The 23,508-nt window shown below is 49.7% G+C and carries 22 protein-coding genes and 2 pseudogenes; 7 read left to right on the forward strand and 17 right to left on the reverse strand.

Annotated elements, in window-relative coordinates; all coding sequences use genetic code 11:
• The first annotated feature begins 56 nt into the window (after positions 1-56).
• Both J9880_RS03905 and J9880_RS03910 read left to right on the forward strand, forming a co-directional pair.
• On the forward strand, positions 57-2,225 hold the full coding sequence (locus J9880_RS03905; protein ID WP_232770107.1) for an AAA family ATPase: 2,169 nt from the start codon (positions 57-59) through the stop codon (positions 2,223-2,225).
• Between the two features lie 241 nt (positions 2,226-2,466).
• The gene (locus J9880_RS03910) at positions 2,467-2,703 is read left to right on the forward strand and encodes a hypothetical protein (protein ID WP_232770108.1); all 237 of its coding nucleotides are present in this window, start codon (positions 2,467-2,469) and stop codon (positions 2,701-2,703) included.
• 47 nt (positions 2,704-2,750) lie between these two features.
• On the opposite strand, the gene J9880_RS03915 is transcribed toward J9880_RS03910, so the two are convergent.
• From J9880_RS03915 to cueO, 14 genes and pseudogenes are all read right to left on the reverse strand, one after another.
• On the reverse strand, positions 2,751-3,551 hold the full coding sequence (locus J9880_RS03915; protein WP_232770109.1) for a hypothetical protein: 801 nt from the start codon (positions 3,549-3,551) through the stop codon (positions 2,751-2,753).
• Between the two features lie 237 nt (positions 3,552-3,788).
• A pseudogene (locus J9880_RS03920) lies at positions 3,789-4,809 on the reverse strand (phage portal protein).
• Between the two features lie 173 nt (positions 4,810-4,982).
• Complete coding sequence (locus J9880_RS03925) at positions 4,983-5,468, reverse strand: Hcp family type VI secretion system effector (RefSeq protein WP_232770110.1); 486 nt, start codon at positions 5,466-5,468, stop codon at positions 4,983-4,985.
• Between the two features lie 18 nt (positions 5,469-5,486).
• A complete protein-coding gene (locus tag J9880_RS03930; RefSeq protein ID WP_232770111.1) occupies positions 5,487-5,843 on the reverse strand; it encodes a DUF1493 family protein in 357 nt (118 codons plus the stop codon).
• A 5-nt stretch (positions 5,844-5,848) separates the two neighbouring features.
• Positions 5,849-6,007, reverse strand: a pseudogene (locus J9880_RS25175) (STM2901 family protein); the annotation flags it as partial.
• A 355-nt stretch (positions 6,008-6,362) separates the two neighbouring features.
• A complete protein-coding gene (hpt, locus tag J9880_RS03935) occupies positions 6,363-6,899 on the reverse strand; it encodes a hypoxanthine phosphoribosyltransferase (protein WP_095924691.1) in 537 nt (178 codons plus the stop codon).
• A 111-nt stretch (positions 6,900-7,010) separates the two neighbouring features.
• Positions 7,011-7,976, reverse strand: a complete 966-nt coding sequence (gene gutQ, locus J9880_RS03940; RefSeq protein ID WP_119827059.1) for an arabinose-5-phosphate isomerase GutQ — start codon at positions 7,974-7,976, stop codon at positions 7,011-7,013.
• Positions 7,969-8,742 (reverse strand): glucitol operon DNA-binding transcriptional repressor SrlR, encoded by a 774-nt coding sequence (gene srlR, locus J9880_RS03945; RefSeq protein ID WP_095924689.1) that lies wholly within the window; start codon positions 8,740-8,742, stop codon positions 7,969-7,971. The genes gutQ and srlR overlap by 8 nt, the downstream gene beginning before the upstream one ends.
• Positions 8,743-8,820: 78 nt before the next feature.
• Positions 8,821-9,183 carry a transcriptional regulator GutM gene (gutM, locus tag J9880_RS03950; RefSeq protein ID WP_095924688.1) on the reverse strand — a complete coding sequence of 121 codons (363 nt, stop codon included), beginning with the start codon at positions 9,181-9,183 and terminating at the stop codon, positions 8,821-8,823.
• 69 nt (positions 9,184-9,252) lie between these two features.
• Positions 9,253-10,032 (reverse strand): sorbitol-6-phosphate dehydrogenase, encoded by a 780-nt coding sequence (gene srlD, locus J9880_RS03955; RefSeq protein ID WP_232770112.1) that lies wholly within the window; start codon positions 10,030-10,032, stop codon positions 9,253-9,255.
• A 22-nt stretch (positions 10,033-10,054) separates the two neighbouring features.
• Positions 10,055-10,417 carry a PTS glucitol/sorbitol transporter subunit IIA gene (gene srlB / locus J9880_RS03960; protein ID WP_232770113.1) on the reverse strand — a complete coding sequence of 121 codons (363 nt, stop codon included), beginning with the start codon at positions 10,415-10,417 and terminating at the stop codon, positions 10,055-10,057.
• Positions 10,418-10,426: 9 nt separating this feature from the next.
• Positions 10,427-11,410, reverse strand: coding sequence for a PTS glucitol/sorbitol transporter subunit IIB (gene srlE, locus J9880_RS03965; RefSeq protein ID WP_195816654.1), 984 nt, complete (start codon positions 11,408-11,410; stop codon positions 10,427-10,429).
• Between the two features lie 31 nt (positions 11,411-11,441).
• On the reverse strand, positions 11,442-11,990 hold the full coding sequence (gene srlA / locus J9880_RS03970; RefSeq protein ID WP_095924684.1) for a PTS glucitol/sorbitol transporter subunit IIC: 549 nt from the start codon (positions 11,988-11,990) through the stop codon (positions 11,442-11,444).
• A gap of 253 nt (positions 11,991-12,243) precedes the next feature.
• Positions 12,244-13,848, reverse strand: a complete 1,605-nt coding sequence (gene cueO / locus J9880_RS03975; RefSeq protein ID WP_232770114.1) for a multicopper oxidase CueO — start codon at positions 13,846-13,848, stop codon at positions 12,244-12,246.
• 213 nt (positions 13,849-14,061) lie between these two features.
• Here cueO and J9880_RS03980 point away from each other — a divergent pair, with 213 nt between their 5' ends.
• The 5 genes from J9880_RS03980 (at position 14,062) to yddG (ending at position 18,602) form a co-directional block, all read left to right on the forward strand.
• Complete coding sequence (locus J9880_RS03980; protein WP_095924682.1) at positions 14,062-14,409, forward strand: YacC family pilotin-like protein; 348 nt, start codon at positions 14,062-14,064, stop codon at positions 14,407-14,409.
• A gap of 205 nt (positions 14,410-14,614) precedes the next feature.
• Positions 14,615-15,490, forward strand: coding sequence for a polyamine aminopropyltransferase (gene speE / locus J9880_RS03985; protein WP_095924681.1), 876 nt, complete (start codon positions 14,615-14,617; stop codon positions 15,488-15,490).
• A 28-nt stretch (positions 15,491-15,518) separates the two neighbouring features.
• Positions 15,519-16,313 carry an adenosylmethionine decarboxylase gene (gene speD, locus J9880_RS03990; RefSeq protein WP_119827065.1) on the forward strand — a complete coding sequence of 265 codons (795 nt, stop codon included), beginning with the start codon at positions 15,519-15,521 and terminating at the stop codon, positions 16,311-16,313.
• Between the two features lie 437 nt (positions 16,314-16,750).
• Entirely contained in the window at positions 16,751-17,620 is an 870-nt protein-coding gene (locus J9880_RS03995; protein WP_229920923.1) for a hypothetical protein, read from the forward strand.
• A 103-nt stretch (positions 17,621-17,723) separates the two neighbouring features.
• Positions 17,724-18,602 carry an aromatic amino acid DMT transporter YddG gene (gene yddG, locus J9880_RS04000; RefSeq protein ID WP_095924678.1) on the forward strand — a complete coding sequence of 293 codons (879 nt, stop codon included), beginning with the start codon at positions 17,724-17,726 and terminating at the stop codon, positions 18,600-18,602.
• Between the two features lie 3 nt (positions 18,603-18,605).
• Here the strand turns inward: yddG and yacL are convergent, their stop codons facing one another.
• The 3 genes from yacL to J9880_RS04015 all read right to left on the reverse strand — a co-directional run bounded on the left by yacL (position 18,606) and on the right by J9880_RS04015 (position 23,503).
• On the reverse strand, positions 18,606-18,971 hold the full coding sequence (gene yacL, locus J9880_RS04005; RefSeq protein WP_095924677.1) for a protein YacL: 366 nt from the start codon (positions 18,969-18,971) through the stop codon (positions 18,606-18,608).
• Positions 18,972-19,048: 77 nt separating this feature from the next.
• Positions 19,049-21,646 carry a bifunctional aconitate hydratase 2/2-methylisocitrate dehydratase gene (gene acnB, locus J9880_RS04010; protein ID WP_119827069.1) on the reverse strand — a complete coding sequence of 866 codons (2,598 nt, stop codon included), beginning with the start codon at positions 21,644-21,646 and terminating at the stop codon, positions 19,049-19,051.
• A gap of 873 nt (positions 21,647-22,519) precedes the next feature.
• On the reverse strand, positions 22,520-23,503 hold the full coding sequence (locus tag J9880_RS04015; RefSeq protein WP_229920922.1) for a fimbrial protein: 984 nt from the start codon (positions 23,501-23,503) through the stop codon (positions 22,520-22,522).
• Positions 23,504-23,508 lie beyond the last annotated feature (5 nt).

The following is a 23,508-nucleotide window of genomic DNA, read 5'->3' on the forward strand; positions in this document are numbered from 1 at the left end:
TTTCTCGTGTGTTATAACAATTATATAAAATTATTTCTAAAGGTAAGGATGTTAATATGATTAGTGAAATCGTTCTCGATGGTGTAGCAAGTTATAAATTAAAGGCTAGTCTAAAAACCGATAAAAAGGTTAATATTATCTATGGGCTTAATGGCTCAGGAAAAAGCACCTTTTCAAACTTCTTATATAAACCTGATAATGGAGACCATAAATATAACAAATGCTCATGCACACATAATAACGATAATATATTGGTATACAACCAACAGTTCATAAAGGATAACTTTTATGAAGCAGGTAATCTGAAAGGAATATTTAGCTTATCCAAAGAAAACAAAGATGCAAAAGAAAAAATAGACGCTGTTACTGAAAGTTTGGAGGTAATTAAAAAGGAAAAGGCAAGACTGGAAGATCTAATTAAAAAAGAAAATGATATTATCATCGAAGCTAAGAAAATTGCTCAAAACACAACATGGAAAATTAAACAAGATTACTCTGGTGGTGATAGAGTTTTAGAATTTTGTTTAAAACGTTTAATGGGTAGTTCAGCCTCACTTTATGATCATATTAGTTCTATTGCGTTACCAGTCAATAAACCTACAAAAACAACTGATCAGCTTAAAGATGAAGCAAATGCTGTGGATGGGTCCACCGCTATAAAATTAGATTTTCTTAATCAAGTTGGATTAGAGGAATTATCATCTGATGATGTGATTATTTTAGATAAGATCATCATCGGTAGTGTAGATAGCCCAGTAGCTGATTTAATCAGCAAATTAAAAAACTCAGATTGGGTCAACGAAGGTTTGCAGTTCTTAGAACTAATTGAAGATAAAAAGTGTCCATTCTGCCAGTCAGAAACAATGACCACTGAGCTAATCACTAAAATAAAAGATTATTTCGATGAAACCTATCAAAACAATATAAAACACATTAAAACAGTTCAAACAAGATACAACGAAATTGTAAATAAAATACCTAAAATTGACGATTACAGTAATTGCCCTTATGCAAAAAAATTCCTTGCTGAATTAACACAGATACATGCAGAAATAGACAGATTAGCACAGGAAAATATTAATCTCATTAGAGAGAAAATTAATACACCCAGCCAAAAAACAAAACTTAATGAATTATCAGAAGAAATTAACGACTTCAACAAACTTGTCATTTCAATAAATTCCGAAATTAAAATCCACAATGACAAAATTGATAACTCAGATAAAGAATTAGAAAGGATAAAGATGGAGTTTTGGGATGTTTTGAGATTTGATTATGACCAAACCATCTCAGGTTTTGATTTGCAGAGCAAAGCATCTAAAAAGATAATAGACTCCAACAAACTTCTACTTGAAAAAATCATCGAAGATGAAAAAACAAAAAAACTTGAATTAATTGGGCATCAAAAATCGACAGTAAACATCAAGGAAGCAATAGAAAATATCAATCAAGGCCTTGCTGATCTAGGCATTACAGATTTTCACATTGAAAATTATAAAGATGACTTATATCAAATAATACGTGACGGTGCTACAAATGACGTTTTCTCATCGCTTAGTGAAGGTGAGAAAATGATTATTAGCTTCCTTTATTTCCGAGAGTTATTTAAAGGAAAACAGTCGACAATTGAAGTGAAGCAAAAAAAAATAGCCATCATAGATGATCCTGTTTCAAGTTTGTCTCATATCTTTGTTTATAACATCGGTCAGTTGTTAAAAAGTGACTTTTTTAATTCAGAAGATATCGAACAGGTTTTTGTATTAACTCACAGTCTTTATTTTTTTTACGAACTTACGGACTCAAACCATATAAGAAGAAAGGAAAATCAAAATCTATTTCGCTTATCAAAAAACTCAACAGGAACCTCAATTGAAAAGATGAAGTATGAAGAAATACAAAATGACTATCAATCATATTGGTCAGTGATAAATGATGACAAGCAACCACCAGCATTAATTGCAAATTGTATGAGAAACATTATCGAGTATTTTTTCAACTTCGTGCAAAAAGCTGATCTTAGTAATGTAATGCAAAAGCCAGAACTAAAGGAAGAAAAACTTCAAGCATTCATTAGATATATTAATAGAGAATCTCATTCTCTCGGACAAAACATTTTTGACTTTAAAGAATTTAATTACAATGACTTCAAAACAGGATTAAAACTAGTATTCGAACATACCGGATATGGTGACCATTATAAAAAAATGTCAACAATAAACTCCTAGAGATTCACAGTTATGGTCAAGTATCTTTAAGCTACTTGGCCATAAATTGATTTTCCATCGAATCTGATAATTATACCTTTCGCTTTGTTTTAAAATGAGATTATTTTCTGTGGAAATATATTTCAATATTGAGTAAATCCTGAATTTTAGTCAGCATTACCGACAAAATTCATGAGTTCTAACTTGTTGACTTCTGCAGGCATTCGCATGGATCACTTGCATGGTTTTGCATGATCGAAGCATGATTGAAAAACACCTAATCGTCCCTCTGGTTGCACTGTATCGTGTTCTGACTCATGCATTAAAAACAGTGAGCCAAGTCAGAAGCGGGCAGGCGGGTAACATTGCGCGCGGAGATATAAGTGATACAGCTTGCTGTGCATCAGCGCCTTTTATATTAATTTCGTTTTTTAGTGTGCCGACAACGATGACCAGTGACTCTTGTTTAGCAAGGAAAGATAAAGATAGCAGAGAATAAAATAGACACTTATGCCGATTTTATTAAAAAATCTTATTCTCTTACTACTACTGTTTCTTATTTGCACGTTCGAAGTAGTCAAGAACATCTCCAGGTTGCGACTTATAATCATCAATATATTTTAATAATTCTCTAGTGCTATTTATCATTGTATTTTCAAGGGATTCAATTTTTCCGAGCGTATCGTATAAATCACTCGGGCATTTTATGTTTTTTATGATGGGTAATAATGGATTAATATAGGAATTTAGATCAGACCTTGCTGTGACAACATTATTAATACTTTCACTTATGCAATTAATCTTGAACTGATTTTCACCAATAGGCTTCCATTGCATAAATCGTAGTCGTCGAAGTTTTTTTATTAAATCTATTTGATACTTAGCTAACTCGGAAAACGCCGTGAATTTAACAAACGATAATAATTCATTATAGTGGGCATCCACATCCTCGACATTTAGTTTTCTATTAATATCAAATATATCATATAAAATATTACTAAAGTGAGGGGTTTTAGTTCTATTAAAATATAGTATATTTCTTAACCTTGTGCTTTCATTGGCAATTTCATCATATAGAATAAAGTGTATATCTGTAGCCAAATACACTGATTCTTCATCGAGTTTCTTCCCCAACCATTCAGGGGCTTTTCTATAGACTAGATAAGCAACTATCAAAGTACCAAATGTGCTAACTGCACTAATCCAGTCAGTAATGCTTTTCTCAAATACTAATGCATCAAGAAAACAGATTGTAATAACCCCAAGAGAAAAGGCTATTAAGTGGGTAAGGTTTATATTCACTTTAATATATCCCCATAATTTAATAAAAAAATTTGGTGCGTCCATGGAAATCCTTTCGAAACATCAGGCAAATAAAGCAATTTACATGAACAACGGCAAGCTATCAAGCCACCTCATCTCTATAAATTGATATACAATCAATTGATAAACTTTTTTTTTTGATGTTTCAACATAAAGCATTGAACAAAAAAACATCTTATTTTTGAAGATATAAATATCATATCCAATGAATGAGGAGGCTCACACCAATAAGTAAAACCCCGGTTATCGGTGAGGACTACTCTACTCTGGAGTAAGCTGGTAAGCCTTAAACCTGATCACCTCCCCCCCAAACCACGCATTCAACTCCTTAAACCGTTCCTGCAATGGTGTCAGTTCGTTCCGGACAAATACCTACGATGCCTTCACCAAATCACCAAATCCGCCGCTGTTCTCAGGAATGATGCCCATCATCTGAGGTGGCACGCGGTGCGCGCACAGCAAATCATTCTGGCTGGCTTTCTTGATATTGAAGAAGTCGTCTTTCGTCGCAACCTCACTCAGCGGCAGAATCTTGATACCGTTCGGCGCGTACATGAACAGGTTGCGGAAGTTACTCAGACCTTTCGTGTCACGCATCGCTTTGCGCATCTGATCGATGTCTGAACTGCTTTGTGCCGCGTCGGTCATGTACAAGATATAACCGGCGTGCGCGCCGTTCTGGTAATACTTGCGGCGGAACAACGTGGCCGCCTCATTCAGCAAGGCGGAATTCAGGGCACTGAGATATTCCGGCAGGCCATACAGCTCATGATTAATATCCGGCTCGATCAGATGAAAGACACTACCCGCCGCAAACTGATGCGCGTCCTTCCACTGCTGCACAAACCAGTAAGTATCCTGCTCCACGCCCCGACGTGCATATTTGGCAGGCACGATTTTCATCACCACGACGTCACCGACGCTTGTTGCGGATTACCTCTAAAAACGCATTCCCGAATACCAGGTAATCCAGGGAAAACCGGCTGAACTCCTGCTGTGATAACAGCGGGTGCGGGACAAAGGTCGAAGCCAGAATATTACGTTTCACATACAGCGATGAGCTGTGATGCACGGCTGCCCGCGGCGTGCGGGCCAGTCCGTCAAAGCTGACCGGCGGTTCGTACCACTGGCCGTTACCCGTGCATTCGATGTAATCCAGAATTTCGCGGCGGTCTAACACCGGCGTCGGGTCGCCAAAGCAGAACGCCTCCGCGCCGCCGTTCTGCTGTGTGGTTGCAATGACCGTTGTCTGTGCCGCATTGCGGAATTTGCGCTTACTCATAATTAATGGTTGCGGAAATCCTCACTGCCGTTTTCCTGTTTCAGCCTGTCGACGTGGCTAGTGTCTGGATATTAAGATGAAAAAATACATTTAATTCATATTATTAAACTCGACTTTAGGCACAAAGATTATGCATTTCAGTGAGGTTTCTTACATCATCGGCTGTGCTGTGGCTATGCCGTCGCCCTTTCGTTCCAGGCATCTGCGTATTGGATATTACCATCCACATACTTCCAGGTGATTTTCTCATAACGTAAGGCAACGCTTTCCATATGGCCGGTACCCGGGGAATTGCGGGTGTCATGCATGGTTGGCGAAACGGAAATCACTTTCACATTTTCCAGAAGCGTATTGAAGTATTCAACTTCCTGTCCCGCATCACTAATGCGGTACCATTTAAATTCAGCGGATTTCATCGTCTGTCCGGTGGCGACAGCTTTATATAAGTAAGGGGATGCGCTGTCGATTTCTTTATCAAACTGGAAAGGGGCATGCTGACGTGAGCCGGTCAGTTTTCCTGTCATGACGTCGGTCGGAATACTCAGATCATGATTTATACCTCTCAGCTCGATACTGCCTTCACGATCCCTGATATCCGAACCACCACGAATAGCAGCGCCGCCATCATCTTTAAGCCATAAATGAACAGGTACAGCCATAGTTAAAATTCCTTTTAATTAATCGTATAACCAGCGACCCGCTTTCGCAGATTCAGCCAGCATTCTTAGTGTGAGTGGTTCAGGTTCTACCCATTTCCATCTTTTACCTTTAGGGCGTAAGAAGTTAAAGGGGAAAACGACTTCTTCGTTGGGCCAGTATTTTATAAACGAGAAATTTGTTTTATTAACTTCAAACTTCTCGAAATATTGTTCAAGAATATCCACAGCATCTTCATTTGCCCATGGGTATTCCCCAGATGACAGACTGGTATCCCATGTTAAGACAGGACGTCTAAAAAACGGAAGTACTCTCCCATTCCAGTTTTTTTGATACCAATCAAAAACTTGTTCTTCAATGTTCTCAGAATCATTCATGTCGGTTACCAGATCTGATCTGACGGGTAAGCAAGCGTATTGTATTTTCTCACTGCTTTATAAGAAATGATCCCTACATCCGAGGCCAAAATAACCCAACCAACCACTGGAATGGTGCGACCGACAAAAGTACCTAATTTTTTAGTCATTACTCGTTTGGCATTTGATTGCTATTTAATCATTAATTCCATTGACCGCTTTGAGTTATTAAAACCTGTAATAATCTAACCATAAACCAGAAATAACCTACGCCTAAAAATTATAGTTTTCAATTTTATTTTTACGCGGAAATATCAGGTAAGTTAATTAGATTACTTGTTATCTAATGAGAACGCCTAATAAACTTCTGCATACACAGAATCATTAAATGAGCGTTTAGTTGTCCTCTGCAAATCCGTTTGATTGCCCGATATTTTTCACAATAGGTTCCATAAAAAAACGGCCTCCAAATCTGAAGGCCGTTTTCATTTAAATTCACTGTGACCCGCGCCGGAAGTGGCTAAATCGGGTCGCTGTTCACTACTCGTCCAGCATCACAACTTTGCCGACATACGGCAGATGGCGGTAACGCTGGGCGTAGTCGATACCGTAACCGACAACGAATTCGTCGGGGATCGGGAAGCCGACGTATTCGACTTTAACGTCAACTTCGCGGCGTTCGGGTTTATCCAGCAGGGTGCAGATGGCAAGGGATTTCGGGCCGCGCAGTTGCAAGATTTCACGCACTTTGCTCAGCGTGTTACCGGAATCGATGATGTCTTCGACGATCAGCACATCTTTACCGCGAATGTCTTCGTCGAGATCTTTGAGGATCTTGACGTCGCGGGTGGTGGACATGCCGTTGCCGTAGCTGGAGGCGGTCATGAAGTCCACTTCGTGCGGCACATCCACGGCGCGACACAGGTCAGCCATAAACATGAAGGAACCGCGCAGCAATCCCACCAGCACCATTTCGCTGCCGCTGTTGCGGTAGTGTTCGGTGATTTCACGGCCCAACTCGGCAATTCGGGTTTTGACTTCCTCTTCGGAAATCATGACGTCAACGCGATGTTTCATATAAAGACTAACCACCTGATTTAAGAATATTTATCGCTGCTTTTCAGAAAAGCAGCGACCATATAGTGGAAAGGATTATAACAAAGAACCCGCCGATGAGTAACGCTGGCGTCAGCCAATACCGGCCTGATGCAGGTCATGCAGGTTGATCGCGCCGACCAGTACGCCTTCGCTGTCGACCACCGGCGCGGCACTGATGTGCTGCTGATGCAGGGCTTCAAGCGCCTCGCCCGCCCGCCATTGGGCAGGAAGCTGATACCCCGGACGGCTCATGGCGTCCACCAGCGGATCGTTCAGGCTGTGGCCTTTTACCAGCCAGCGACGCAAATCGCCGTCGGTGAATACGCCGACCACGCGCAGGCTGGCGTCGCAGACGGCGATCAGTCCCAGACCGGTGCGGCTCAGTTCCAGCATCGCGTCCATGACATTTTTCCGGCTGTCGACCACCGGCAGACGATCGCCGGTGCGCATCAGATGATGCACGCGGTTCAGCAGACGCGCGCCGAGGCTGCCGCCGGGGTGTGAACGGGCAAAGTCTTCCGCGCCAAAACCCCGGTGCCGCATCAGTGCCATCGCCAGCGCATCGCCCATCATTAAGGTATTCACCGCGCTCGAGGTCGGTGCCAGCCCCATCGGGCAGGCTTCACGCTCGACGCTGATATCCAGCACACAATCGGCTGCCAGCGCCAGCGGGGAATCTTTGCCGCCGGTGATGGCAATCAGACGGGTTTGGTTTTCTTTCAGCAGCGGCAGGATCAGATCCAATTCTTTTGCCCGGCCGGAATAGGAAATAAAAATCAGCACGTCTTCACTGCCGATCATCCCCAGATCGCCGTGCAGCGCCTCAGCGGGATGCACGAAAAACGCCGGTGTGCCGGTGCTGGCCAGTGAGGCGGCGATCTTCTTGCCGATATGACCGGATTTTCCCATGCCGGACACCACCGCTTTGCCGGTGCAGTTCAGCAATAAGCGGCAGGCGCAGAGGAAGTTATCATCCAGCCGCGTCAGTAACCGGCGGGCTTCTTCTATTTCGATTTCCAGCGTTTCACGTGCGTAATTCAGTAATGCGTCACTCATCGTCTTCCCCGACTAAAATTATGCGGATCCCCAGTTTTTCGATGGCATCACGATATTGAGCGCTCAGCCCGCTGTCCGTGATCAGCGTATCGACCTTGCCTAAATGACACACCACGTTCGGGCTTTTACGGCCGAATTTGGATGAATCCACCAGCAGGAAAATACGCTCAGCCGCTTTACACATCGCCTGACTGACGCCGTGAACTTCGTTGAAAGTGGTGACGCCGCCATCGAGATCGACGCCATCAGCGCCGATAAACAGCTTATCGAAATTGAATTTATCAAAGGCGCTTTCGGCCAGGCTGCCGTGGAAGGAGGAGGATTTTTTGCGGTAGGTGCCGCCGGGCATCAGGATCGTCTGGTCGTTGTCCAGTTCCACCAGCGCGTTGACGATATGCAGGCTGTTGGTCATGACGGTGATGTTATTGAACTGGCTGAGGAAAGGCACCATCTGCATCACGGTGCTGCCCGCGTCAAAAATCAGCGAGTCGCCGTCCTGAATTTCCTGAATGGCCGCGCGGGCGATGCGCAGTTTTTTGCCGGTATTGATGTGGGTTTTACGATCGATAGGCTGATCGCCTTCTTCACGGCTCAGCACTACGCCGCCGTAGGTGCGGATCACCGCGCCCTCTTCTTCCAGCAGGGTCAGATCTTTACGAATAGTGGTGCCGGTGGTGGCGAAATGCGCGGCGAGATCGTCCACCGCTGTCTTTCCAAATTGCTGCAAATGCGCCAGTATCGCCGCCTGCCGTTGCTTAGGTTTCATCACGATTTTCGCTCAAATTTTAAGATATATTCACGCCATCATTCTTTTTGAAAGATAATAGCTTTTAAAATGAAAATATCATGATTTCGGTTCAATCGCTAATGATAGTGCAGTTTGAATATTCGGATCTTTCGGGAAGATCACACCTGTCATCAATTCTTCCCGGCTCATGCCATTAAGCGAGGAAACCGGCTGAGGACGGGCGAAAATCGTCAGGCCACGCAGCAGGAATCCGTCACAAACTTTCTCCTGTTTATCAAATGCCAGCGCCAGCACCACTCTCGGTTTGAAACGTCCGCCGGAACGCCCGACGCCGACGTTTCCCTGTAGACACAATCTGTCGAATGCCCGGTTAAAGCGCTGTAACTGCCACCAGCCGAGCGCGATTTGCGCCATCCACGCCAGCACCGCACAGAGGATTAATGCCGAAGTCGGGGTCATCATTTTCTCCTTACCATGACTTTCTGCGTAACATCGTTACCCGCCCCTGCAAAACAGGGGCGGAAGACATCAGAACATCACCTGACCGCCGGTGATGTTAATCGACTGACCGGTGCAATAAGAGGCTTTGTCGCTGGCGTAAAACAGCAGCATATCCAGCACATCCTGATAGTCGCACCCGCGTTTCAGCGGCACTTTATCGATGTAAAACTGCTCGACTTCATCGGCCTTAAGGCCGAGTTTTTTGGCGTACTGCGGCAATAACGACTGGAACATCGGCGATTTGAGCAAATTACCCAGCATCAGCGAATGCACGGTAATGCCGTACTCCGCCAGATCCAGCGCCAGAGACTGTGTCAGCCCCACGCCGCCGAATTTAGCCGCGCTGTAACCGGCGTTGTGTTTGCTGCCCACTTTGCCGGATTTGGAGTTGATCTGAATAATCCGCCCCGGCACGCGGTCGCGGATCATCAGACGGGAAAACTCGCGGGCGCAGAGGAAATAGCCCACCAGATTGACCTGCAGGGAGAGGTCAAAATCGTTGAGGGCGAAGTCGGTGATCGGCGATGCCTTCGCCATTCCCGCGCTGTACACCAGCAAACTGACCCTGCCAAACGTCTGATCCACCGCTTTCGCCAGTTGTTCTACGCTGGCTTCGTTGGTGGCATCGACGGCAAAACCAAACGCCCGTTCCTCACCAAACTGCTGGTTGATTTGTTCTGCCACCGACGCGGCATTCTTCTCATTCAGATCCGCCACCGCCACGCGATAGCCGGATTCAGCCAGCCCCTGACAGAGAAATGCGCCCAGCGTCTGTCCCCCGCCGATCACGACTGCAACCTGTTCCATAACTGACTCCTGATTCTGATAGTTAATCGATAAATTTCAATATGCTGCCCAGCGGGATATCGTCGGGCGTGGTGCCTTTTACATGGACGCTGCCGGGAAATTCAGCTTCGGCGCTGCCGTCGAACCGCAGGGTGATATGCCCCAGTTCGCGCAGATTCTGCATCGCCACCTCGCCCACGGCGGTCACCGGATAACGCACATCCGCCAGCTCCATGTATGCGCCACGGTGCAATTCCCCTTCGGTTTTTCCGTGCTGATGAATGAAGCAATAATCCTGAATATCTGCCGGTGCGCCTTCGCGGAAGGTGATCAGCATCTGGTCGGTCAGCGCCTCACGGGCGAAGTCGCCGATGTGCGTAATGGTGGTTTGATAAATGGTTTGCACGATGACTCCTTACTGATAGATGAAAGCGGAAGCGGCCCAGGCGATAAGCACCGTCGGTGCGCCGGTCAGAAAACGGCTGACCAGCACCGAAGGCACGCCGACGCGCACGGTGTCCTGTTTGGCTTCGGCGAGCGAGAGGCCGACAGGAATGAAATCGCACGCCGCCTGCGCGTTAATGGCGAAAAGTGCAGGCAGCGCCAGATGTGGCGGGATATTGCCGAGTCCGATCTGCACCCCCACCAGCACGCCGATAACCTGCGCGATGACCGCGCCGGGGCCGAGGAAGGGCGAGAGCAGCGGGAAGGAGCAGATCAGCGCCAGCATTACCAGCCCGACGGGGCTTTTTGCCAGCGGCGTCAGCCCGTGCGCCACCAGATCGCCCAGCCCGGACGCCATGATGATGCCGATCAGCGCCGCCACGAAGGCCATAAACGGCAGGATAGTTTTGAGTACGGTATCGATGGTGTCGCGCCCGGCCTGGAATAACACCGCCACGCCGGATCCCATCCCCATGCCGACTTTCGCCAGCAGGCCGTCGCTCTGTTCGGTAATTTTTTTGGTGGTGTCGTAATCACGCCCTGCCGCAGCGGGTGCGGGCTTAGCCGCAGCCGGTTCAGCGCCGTCTGCCAGGTCGATCACAATGTCATCCTCACGCACGCCGGACACATAAATGTCTTCAGTAATGAACTGTGCCAGCGGGCCGGACTTGCCGGTCGAATGAATATTTACGGTAGGAATGCGGCGCTTGGGGTAGATGCCGCAACGCAGCGTGCCACCGCAGTCGATCACCGCCACGCCGATTTCTTCCGCCGGCGGCTCACCTTCTTTGAAGCCATCCACCGTTTCCCAGCCGGTCAGTGCCGCCAGTTTGTCGACAATCGCCGGGCGCGTGCCCGCCGTGATATACACCACTTTTTTGCCGGGTACCGCGTCAATCAACAACGGACCACCCCAGCCACCTTCGCCCCGGTTAATGCGGATCTTAACGCTCATTTTCTGCTCCGATTTTTAGAATTGGATCTGTTTACAGCTGAACCTGACGATCAAGCTGGATGCCCATCTTGCGTTCGAAGATGCGGGTGGTGAGATCCGTTACCCAGCCACGGAAGAAGTTGGTCACCATGCCCACCAGGAAATAACTGACGGCCAGCGGCCCGAGCGGTAAACCCAGTGTGGTCAGCCCGCTCGCCACGCCGAGATAGACAAACAGTTCACCGGGATTGATGTGCGGGAACAGGCCGTTCATGGAATGGCAGCTGTAAGAGCCTGCGGCGTAATAGCTGGGTTTGTAGATTTCAGGCATAAAGCGCCCGAGGCTGAGGGTCATCGGGTTGCAGAAAACAAAGGTGCCGATCACCGGCAGCAGCAGATAACGTGAAACCGGATTGCCCGCGCAGCGTTGCGCCAGACGTTCGATCCGCCGCTGTCCGACAAACACGATCAGCGCGTTCATGACCACCAGTAAGCTGATTAAGAGAGGCAGAATGCCGGTGACCATCCCGACAAACACCTCCCCGCCCTTTTGAAACAGGCCGATAAACCACTCGGCTCCGTGCGTTATTACGTCGATCATCATCTTCTCCTGTAGGGATACATGTGGGTTTACGCTTTCATGTTTTGTCACTCCACGCTAAAAATATAATCATTATGAATTTATATTAATTATATATTGATCACACTTTGAAAGTTTAATCTTTCAAAATGAAAGATTACTAAGCAAGGGGTATCACAGAGAAGGAAATGAACGGGCGGAAAGGGAGCGGAAGCTGGCCGGAGGATCGTCTCCGGCCTGTGGATTTTTAAGAGAGGAAGGAAAGAAAATCAGATCACTTTGATACGGTGAAACCCAGCATCATGCCGGTGTCTTCATGTTCCAGCAGATGACAGTGCGCCATATAAGCATGTTGTTTGTCGGCCAGATGGTTAAAGCGCACCAGCACTTCACTGCGTGCCCCTTCTACCCGAACGATATCTTTCCAGCCCTGACGGTGCGCTGCCACCGGCTGACCGTTTTCAGAAAGAATACGGAACTGCGTGCCGTGAATATGGAAAGGATGCAGCATCATGTCGCCTTCGCCCGAGATGGTCCATTTCTCGTACTGACCTTGTTTCACATCGAAAGCAGGTACATTCATGTCGTAGGCTTTGCCGTTGATTTTGTTGCCCTGCATGAAATCGTAGCCGCCAGCGGGTTTACTCATGTCCATTCCTGCCATGTTGCCATGACCGTCGTGGCCGGACCCGGACATCCCCGGCATCGCCGCCATCCCGCCGTCACCGTGATCCATGCTTATGCCTGCCATGGCGTTATGACCATAACGTTTCATTAATGCGGCCATGCCCTGCTGATCGAGTTGCGGATCCATCATCAGTTGCAGCCAGCGGGTCGGCAGATTGTCGACAGACACCAGCGCCGGAAGCGGCACCAGCGTATCCGGCAATGCCCCGCCGCTTTGGGTGAGCGTCGGCTGAATGCGCAGCACCGGCAACGGCTTATCGAACGGTGCCAGCGTCATGCCCATTTGTTTCACCGGCAGCGTGACCAGATCAAAGGCTTTGCCGTCGGTACACTCAATCAGCACTTCAAAACGTTCGCCCATCAGCATCGGCAAATCGCTGACTTTCACCGGTTCCGGCAGGAAACCGCCGTCGCTGGCGATGACATACATCGGACGATTATCGCTGGTGGCGATATGCAGCGAACGTGCGTTACAGCCGTTGAGCAGCCGCAGACGCAGCCAGCCACGGGAAATCCCGTGCTGCGGATACACCGCGCCGTTGGTCAGCATGTGCTGCCCGAACCAGCCGACGGCGGCGGTCATGACATCCATCTGATAATCGATCTGTCCGGCGTCGTTCAGGCGTTTATCCTGCAAAATGATCGGAATATCATCCACGCCCCAGCGTTTCGGGATCTGCAAAATATCGCTGCTTTCATCTTCAATCAGCACCATGCCCGCCAGCCCCATCGCCACCTGATGGCCGCTGGTCTGATGCGGATGCGGGTGGAACCAGCAGGTCGCCGCAGGCTGATCGAGCTGCAACGTCACTTTGCGTTTTTCGCCCGGAGCGATCAGTGCCTGTGGTCCGCCATCGACGTCACCCGGAATTTCCAGCCCGTGCCAGTGCACGGTACTGGCGACATTCAGCCGGTTATTGACGGTCACGCTGACCGGCTTGCCACGGCGGATACGCAGCGCGGGGCCGAGGAGATTACCGTTTACCCCCCAGGTCTCGGTGTTCACGCCGGGCAGAAACTGGCTCTGACCGCGCTGCAAGGTGAGCGTGAAGGCATTGCGGATATCGGGTTCGAGTAACGCGGGGATTGGCAAAGCCGGACGGTCAGCGGCGAGCGCGAAACGGCTCCAGCCGGGCAGCGTACTGGCGGCGCCCATCAGGGTCGTCCACTTTACGAAATCGCGACGGTTCATTTTTCAGTCCTTATGAGGGGCAATTGCCAGACGGATGGCGTAAGCGTGCCATAATAGTACAACAGCCTAAACCCTCTCCTTAGGGGAAGGTCAAGCGGCTGACGCGGGGAAAAGAAATTTGGTGCCACACAATGCAAATATGGTAACGTCATTTTAATGATTTGCGCGCCAGCGCTTTCCCCACTTTCTCTCTAAAAGAACAAGAACACGTCCATGAAAAAAACAACATTGTGTTTGCTGTTACTGTCGCTGCTCGGCTTTTCCTCCGCCAGTCAGGCACTGAGTGAATCAGAAGCGGAAGATCTTGCGGATCTGACGGCGGTCTTTGTGTATCTGAAAAATAACTGCGGCTACGAGCAACTGCCGAATACGCAAATCAAACGCGCGATCGTGTTTTTCGCCCAGCAAAACCGCTGGGATCTGAGCAATTACAACAGCTTTAATATGCAGTCGATGGGCGAAGACAGCTACCGCGATCTGAGCGGCATCGCCGTACCCAAACCGACCAAATGCAAATCTCTGGCGCGTGACTCGCTGAGTTTGCTGGCCTACACCAACTAAACCCTGTCAGCCGGTTTACCGGTCTTGTGCTCCGTCATTCTGCTGCCGGAGCCTGTCTTCTTCCCCCGACTTTCCGCGCCACGCCTGCCTCGTCTACACTTAAGCTAAATTGACCTGTCTGAAATTCAACCGTGCATGGACGGGCAGAGTTAGCTATCATGTGCGCCCATTTTTATGGCTGCGATTGATCAGGAGAAACAACGACATGTCCCGGAACTCGTCATCCAAAGAAATATGGTATGAGACGCTGCACGCCCATTTTGGCCAGTATTTTAGCGTCGAAAAAGAGTTATACCGTGAGAAAACCGATCATCAGGATCTGGTGATTTTCGAGAACGCGGCGCTGGGTCGCGTGATGGCACTCGACGGCGTTGTGCAAACCACCGAACGTGATGAATTCATCTACCACGAAATGATGACCCACGTACCGCTGTTCGCCCACGGCCACGCCAAAAAGGTGTTGATCATTGGCGGCGGTGACGGCGCCATGCTGCGCGAAGTGTGCCGTCATAAAGGCGTGGAAGCGATCACCATGGTGGAAATCGATGCCGGTGTGGTGTCGTTTTGCCGCCAGTATCTGCCGAACCATAATGCCGGAGCCTATGATGATCCCCGTTTCAAACTGGTGATCGACGACGGTGTGAACTTCGTTAATCAGACCAGCGAAACCTTTGATGTGATCATCTCCGACTGCACCGATCCGATCGGTCCCGGAGAAAGCCTGTTCACCTCGGCGTTCTACGAAGGTTGTGCCCGCTGCCTCAATCCGGGTGGCATTTTTGTGGCACAAAATGGCGTCTGCTTCCTTCAGCAGGATGAAGCGGTCAACAGCCACACCAAACTGAGCCACTATTTCAGTGATGTCAGTTTCTATCAGGCCGCGATCCCGACCTATTACGGCGGCATCATGACCTTTGCCTGGGCGACCAACAGCCCGGAATATCGCCAGATCGACAACCCGACTTTGCAGGCGCGTTTCGACGCCGCAGGGATCACCTGTCGCTACTACAATCCGGCGATCCACAACGGCAGCTTTGCCCTGCCGCAATATTTACTGAATGCCCTGTCAGCCGCGCGCTGATACGACATCCATAAGGGGGTGAACTAAATTGCAAAAGCTGAAACTGCATGGCTTCAACAACCTGACCAAAAGCCTGAGTTTTTGTATCTACGATATCTGCTACGCCAAGACCGCAGAAGATCGTAATGGCTACATTGCCTACATTGACAAAGAATATAACGCCAACCGGTTAACGGAAATTCTCACCGAAACCTGCTCCATCATCGGGGCAAACGTGCTTAACGTTGCGCGTCAGGATTACGAGCCACAGGGTGCCAGTGTCACGATTTTAGTGAGCGAAGAGCCGGTGGATCCGCGTGATGTGGACACCACTGAGCATCCGGGGCCGTTACCGAATTCCGTGGTCGCGCACCTGGATAAAAGCCATATCTGCGTGCACACCTATCCGGAAAGCCATCCGGAAGGCGGACTCTGTACCTTCCGCGCCGACATTGAAGTCTCAACCTGTGGCGTGATTTCACCGCTGAAAGCGCTGAACTATCTGATCCACCAGCTGGAATCCGATATCGTCACCATCGATTACCGTGTGCGCGGTTTTACCCGCGACGTGAACGGCGTGAAGCACTATATCGACCACTCGATCAATTCGATTCAGAACTTCATGTCGCAGGATATGAAAGCGCTGTACGACATGATGGACGTCAACGTGTATCAGGAAAACATCTTCCACACCAAGATGTTGCTGAAGGAATTCGATCTTAAGCATTATCTTTTCAATGCCAAACCGGAAGAACTGAGCGCGCAGGAGCGCAAGGATATTACCGATTTGCTGTACAAAGAAATGCAGGAAATTTATTACGGCCGCAATCTGCCGTCAGTCTGATCTGCGTTAAAAAATAAGAAAAGGCCGGGCAGCGTTAAATGTCCGGCCTTTTTTTGTATAGACAAATTCTGATAATAAATATTCTTCCCGCGCGAAACTCAATAAGCATTCCTTAAGTAAAATATTCTGGCACATCTGAAAACCCGCTATACTCCTTAAGACAAATTAATGTTAAACCAGTCATTAAATCCTTATTTAACTCAAATTATTGAACGATCGATCTCAGTATTAAGCCAAATTCCAGAAATAATACACAGGCTATAAATCAAATAAAATTCACGCATAACCAATAATTTAGCTTATGGCAGATCAAAAGATCGCTTTTTTCTTAAAAAGAGATAAATACCTTTATATCTCCCCCTCCGACTATTAGCATTCTCCTATTGCTTACTAAGCAACCAGCTCCATCCACCTGCAAGCAGAAATAAAAAATGAAAATGAGTAAATTAAAGACCGTATCCAGCCTGCTGGTCACGAGTTCTTTATTGGTTTCCGGGGTTTCCCGGGCCGGGGAAAATTTGTTAAGCAGCAATACTGAAGGGATGCGGCACTATGTCAGTTATGGTGCTGAATATTATAAGTGGGACGAAACCGTTGATAATATGGACGGTAAATATGTTGCTGAACATGGCCCGCGCCTGCGTGTTAATTTCGGATCCAATAATTACCTTGATGCCCCCGGCGGATTATTAAAAGCCTGGGACATGAGCGTGATGTTCGGGATCGTCAGTTATAAAGGCAGCACCCTCGACGATCAGGCCAACGTGCCAAACGGCACGCTGAAAGGAAAAACCTACTACACCGGCTACAGCGCGGACATGACACGCGGCTACCGTTACCGGGCATCCGACCGTGTTTCTTTCGATATGAAAGGCACACTCGGCGGTCAGGCATGGTTGCGTAACATCCGCTCTGATGATGTGTATATTGCGTCGGAGAATACCACCCGCAATTACAACGCGGTGGAAGTCACGCTGCAACCTTATGCCAAAGCGGCACTGGGGGCGAACTGGCAAATGACCGCAGATTCACGACTGAGTCTGGAAGGCGGTGCGCTGTATCCGATTAAAACCTGGACGCACAGCAATCAGGGCGCGGTCTGGCTTGAGCCGAAATCTACGCTTTCGCCTTTCACCAGCCTGACCTGGAACATCAACAAAGATGTCTTTGTGAAAGCCAGTTATGTGCATCAGAAATACGGTAAGTCGGACGAGAAACAGGGTGATCTGAACGGACGCACCGTCGGCTATTATCAGCCTGCGACCACCACTTCAACCGTGGGTCTGGAAGTCGGTTTCTACTTCTGATGATTTCAGCGAATAAGTCCCCCTCAAGCGGATTGTTCCGGTGTAAATAACCGGAACAATCGCTTATCTTAAAAGCCTCCTTTTCCAGAGGCTTACCTTTCATATGGATCGTTTTGCAACGCTGTCTGGCGTTCTCGCCATTTTATTGTGGAGCATGAGCGTGGCGCTCACCCGCAGTTTGTCCGAATCTCTGGGGCCTTTTGGTGCGGCCGCGTCTATTTATACTGTCAGCGGAATTATGGTGTGGATGGTCGGCGGCAAGCCAACGTTGCGCGGCGAATCTGCGGCCTATCTGATCATCTGCGGCCTGTTATTTATCTTTTATATGGTGGCGTTTTCGCTGGCGATTGGTCTGGCGCATACCCGGCAGCAAACGCTGGAACTCGGGTTGATTAATTATTTGTGGCCGAGTCTGACGCTGCTGTTTGCGGTACCGCTGCTGAAATTGCGCGTACGCTGGTGGATCTGGCCGGGCGTGGTGCTGGCGTTTGCCGGTGTGTTGTGGGCGATCAGCGGCGGTCACGGGCTGGATATGCATCAGCTGCTGCGTAATGTACGGGGTAATCCGGTGGCCTACAGTCTGGCGCTGGGCGCGGCCGTTTCATGGGCGCTGTATTCCAATCTGGTGCGGGTATTGTGTAAAGGCAAAGGCGTGCTGCCGTTGTTTCTGCTGGCGACCGGTGCCGTGCTGTGGGTGCTGTACTTTACCTATTCATCGAACCGCATCAGCCTGAGATTACCGGCGATTCTTGAACTGCTGGCAATGGGCGCGGTGACGGCCATTTCGTATCAGTGCTGGGATATCGCGATGAAAAAAGGCAATGCGACGCTGGTGGCCGCGTTGTCGTACTTCACGCCGCTGTCATCGATTCTGATTGCCGGGTTATGGCTGCACACGCTGCCGGGCGCGAGTTTCTGGCCGGGCGTGCTGATGGTGGTCGGCGGTTCGCTGCTGTGCTGGACCGCCTCGCGGGGTAAATAAGTTTTAGCGATAGGTCGTCACGAAAGCACGGTATTTGGCGAGGACTTGCAGAAAGTCCTCGACGCCGCAAAACGCCAGACTCTCTTCATCGTAATAACTCATGCCTTCTTCAATCTCATCACCGTCGAAATCCAGCTGATTGGCGCGGATCATCACTTCATCGTCGGCTAACAACAGCGTGTATTCATGGCCGACCATTTGCGTCTGGCGCTCGCTGCCTTTCAGTTCGCTCAGCGCGGCTTCGACATTATCGAGTACGCTCAGATCGCCCTTCACCTCTTCATTCAGCCAGTGACCAAGCACTTCATGGCCCATCGAGAAACGCACTTTGACCTCACCGGTGATGTCGCGCAAAAAATCGTAATCCATGGTGCAGTCCTCTGGAAAAATCACAATAAAAAAGGGAGCCGAAGCTCCCTTTTCAACACTGGCGCAAATATAACGATTTAGACTGCGGTTTGGAAGATCACGCCGTCAGCTTTATCGGTATATTCACTCAGCTTGTCGAAGTTCAGATAACGGTAAGTATCCGCCGCTGTCTTGTCCACTTCAGCCATATAGCCGAGATATTCTTCCGGCGTTGGCAGGCGACCCAGCAGTGACGCGACCGCCGCCAGTTCTGCGGAGGCCAGATAGACATTGGCACCGTTACCCAGGCGGTTCGGGAAGTTACGCGTTGACGTGGAAACCACGGTAGAACCGTCGGCCACACGCGCCTGGTTACCCATGCACAGTGAACAGCCCGGAATTTCGACACGCGCACCGCTCTTACCAAAGACGCTGTAATAGCCCTCTTCGGTCAGCTGAGCCGCATCCATTTTGGTCGGTGGCGCAACCCATAAACGGGTTGGCAACGCGCCTTTATGGCTGTCGAGCAGTTTACCGGCTGCGCGGAAGTGACCGATGTTGGTCATGCACGAACCGATGAACACTTCGTCAATTTTGCTGTTCTGCACGGAAGACAGCAGACGCGCATCATCCGGATCGTTCGGCGCACAAAGAATTGGCTCTTTGATGTCCGCCAGATCGATTTCGATGATCGCTGCATATTCGGCATCGGCATCGGCTTCCAGCAGGTTCGGGTTCGCCAGCCACTCTTCCATGCCCTTGATACGACGCTCGATGGTACGACGATCGCCGTAACCTTCAGAGATCATCCACTTCAGCAGCACGATGTTAGAGTTGAGGTATTCTTTGATCGGCGCCTGATCCAGTTTGATCGTACAACCTGCCGCTGAACGTTCTGCGGACGCATCCGCCAGTTCAAATGCCTGTTCGACTTTCAGTTCCGGCAAGCCTTCGATTTCCAGAATCCGGCCGGAGAACAGGTTTTTCTTACCTTTTTTCTCAACGGTCAGATGGCCTTCTTTGATCGCGTAGTAAGGGATCGCATGCACCAGATCACGCAGGGTGATGCCCGGTTGCATTTTGCCTTTGAAACGCACCAGAACGGATTCCGGCATATCAAGCGGCATCACGCCGGTCGCCGCAGCAAACGCCACCAGACCGGAACCCGCAGGGAAGGAAATCCCGATCGGGAAACGGGTATGGGAGTCACCGCCAGTGCCGACAGTGTCCGGCAGCAGCATACGGTTCAGCCATGAGTGAATGATGCCATCGCCCGGACGCAGTGAAACACCGCCACGGTTCATGATGAAATCAGGCAGCGTGTGGTGCGTGGTCACGTCAACCGGCTTAGGATACGCGGCGGTATGACAGAATGACTGCATCACCAGATCGGCAGAGAAGCCCAGACACGCCAGGTCTTTCAGTTCATCACGGGTCATCGGACCGGTGGTGTCCTGAGAACCGACAGACGTCATTTTTGGTTCGCAATATTCGTTCGGACGAATACCGGCAACGCCACAGGCGCGGCCCACCATTTTCTGCGCCAGCGAGAAACCTTTGGTGCTTGCCGCGACAGGTTTCGCAATGCGGAACACTTCGCTCTGTGGCAGTTTCAGCGACTCACGGGCTTTGGTGGTTAAACCACGGCCGATGATCAGCGGAATACGACCGCCTGCGCGCACTTCATCGAGCAGCACGTCAGTTTTCAGTTCGAAGGTGGCGATCACGTCATTGGTTTCGTGGTTACGCACTTCGCCTTTGTACGGATAGATGTCGATAACATCGCCCATATTCAGGTCAGACACATCCACTTCGATCGGCAACGCACCGGCATCTTCCATGGTATTGAAGAAGATTGGCGCGATTTTACCGCCGAGCACCACACCGCCGCCGCGTTTGTTCGGCACATGAGGAATGTCATCGCCCATGAACCACAGCACGGAGTTGGTGGCCGATTTACGGGATGAACCGGTACCGACAACGTCACCGACATAGGCCAGCGGGAAGCCTTTTTTGTTCAGTTCTTCGATCTGTTTGATCGGACCGACGCTGCCCGGTTGATCCGGATGAATGCCTTCGCGTTCATTTTTCAGCATAGCCAGCGCGTGCAGCGGAATATCTGGACGGGACCAGGCATCCGGAGCCGGTGACAAATCATCGGTATTGGTTTCGCCGGTCACTTTAAACACAGTGACGGTGATTTTTTCAGCCAGTTGCGGACGTGACAGATACCATTCGGCATCGGCCCACGATTGCAGGATTTTTTTCGCGTGTTCGTTGCCCGCATGCGCTTTTTCTTCCACATCGTAGAAGTTATCAAACATCAGCAGCGTATGAGACAGCGCTTTCGCCGCGATAGGCGCCAGCGTGTCGCTATCCAGTGCGTCGATCAGCGGGTGAATGTTGTAACCGCCCTGCATGGTGCCCAGCAGTTCAACGGCTTTTTCAGGAGTGACCAACGGGGAGGTAGTTTCGCCTTTGGCGACTGCGGCCAGGAACCCGGCTTTAACATAGGCGGCTTCGTCGACGCCCGGTGGAACACGGTTAATCAGCAGGTCTAACAGAGTGTCTTCTTCGCCTTGCGGCGGATTCTTCAGGGACTCAACCAACGCTGCCATCTGTGAAGCATCAAGTGGCTTAGGGACGATGCCCTCTGCAGCACGCTCGGCTACGTGCTTACGGTATTCTTCTAGCACGACTTTCTCCTCGCTCTCATTGTCATTTATTATGCCTGGCTTCCATCATCAGCCTCGCGTCATGCCTGTAGGGACAGGGGAATTCAACCGGTCTGATGAATCGGGGACACTGCGGGTATGGGGGTTTCTTGGTCTGAAACGATACGTCCTGAACCTGAGCACAGTGCCCTTTAGCGCCCGGGCAGCATAGCAGGATTTTGCCCGCTTGTTAATTCGTTCACATAAAAGCAACATTAAATCTTTGCTGAATCGTTGAGCACAGACGGATCGGCTGTTCATCCCAATTCGCCCTCTAGATCATCACAACAACCCTGCCCGCACAAGGGAATAAATGACGGGAAACGCAGAAAAAAGACACAAAAAAACCGCCCAAAAGGACGGTCGATTTGTATCTTCGTGGTGCTAGCAGTCACCAGGAAGAGAGTGCATTTGAAACAATAAAGCGCTACCAAGCGAATGCATCTTGAACAGAAAGTGAGTGAAAAGCAATCCGAAAAAATGACTTTGCGAGATGCTTTCCAGGAATATGCTGCAATCCTTCGGGCTCCCATATTTTGCGATAAGATCTCTACGGGCTGCTTCGCCGGCCTAGCAGCCGGTCACCGGGCTTCAGGAAGCGGGTTCATGAGTACTGCGGTTCAGGCGCTACCAAGCGCTTGTTTCACTGCTATTTTCCCGATGAGATGCCGGTGGTCGTGGTCCGTTACAGGAATCACGCAATGAAAAGGACGTCAATTTGTATCCTGCTCGTTGTACTGGGAAATTCGTTGAACACGGGCAATAGCGGGTGGTCAGTCTCACACGTGAATGTTCATATCAACGTGCTCTCCCGGAACAAGTAACGCTAAAGGTCGCCTTCCGGGGCGACCTTTTTCAGTAATAAATCATGGTAAATGTCGCCGTGCCGTTCGCTGCACCGCTGCTGAGTGTTTGTCCGTTGAGATAGTAGCGGGCGAAAAAGGGAATACTCAGGCTTCCTTCGCTGGCAGAAGGTGTCACTGCCCATTGTTGTCCGAGGATCACCGGCGACGTATCGCCTTTGAGTATCTGGATCCCGACGCCGGTTGCCTGCCCTTCTGCGCCGCTGCTGATTTCGATCACTCCCGCAGCCTGTGAATTATCGGCGGTGCCGTCGATACGGATATTCACATTCGCCCCGGCATCGCAATTGAGTTCAACGCTAAAGGGCACTTCCGGCGTGACGCCGCCCGCGGAGGCACTGGAAAACAACCCGGGCCAGACCGTACCCAGAGACACATTAATGGTGTTATTCAGCACATCACAGCTTTCGGTTCTGATATTGATATTGCCTGTGTAAGAGAGTGTGTTGGCACCCCCGCCCCCGATGCCTGATTTGCCATACACCCCCAGTCCGAAACGGGTCTGGCTTTGCTCCAGTGCCGTATCCGCAATGTCATTGGCGGTTTTGACTAATGATAACGTCACAGCTATCTGATAGCTGAGACTGCCGTCAAGGCTACCCAATGATGTGTTACGCGTATCGCAGCTTACCCCGCCGCCTACCACACGTTGTCCGCTGGAGTTAGTCAGGGCAATACCGATCCCTTCAACGCCGGTGGAGTAAACACCGGGGAAACCCGAAATTTCTGTACCCGTTCCGTAGTAACAGGCGATGACCGGGTCGCCGGAGAGTTCGTTGCTCCCGTTGGTACCGCAAGTACCGCTCACATTGAAAGTATGCTGACTTCCGGGAATATCAGCCCCAACAGGCAGAGAGGATGTTACCGCCAGTGAACTTAAATCCCAGGACTGCGGCATGGCCGGAGAAGTCGAGCAGGCCGCCCATAATTTGCTGGGAAAAAGGATAAGACAGACAAGCAGTATCATTATTTTCATAAAAC

The sequence above is a fragment of the Rahnella victoriana genome, assembly GCF_021276285.1.
GTDB classification, from domain to species: domain Bacteria; phylum Pseudomonadota; class Gammaproteobacteria; order Enterobacterales; family Enterobacteriaceae; genus Rahnella; species Rahnella victoriana.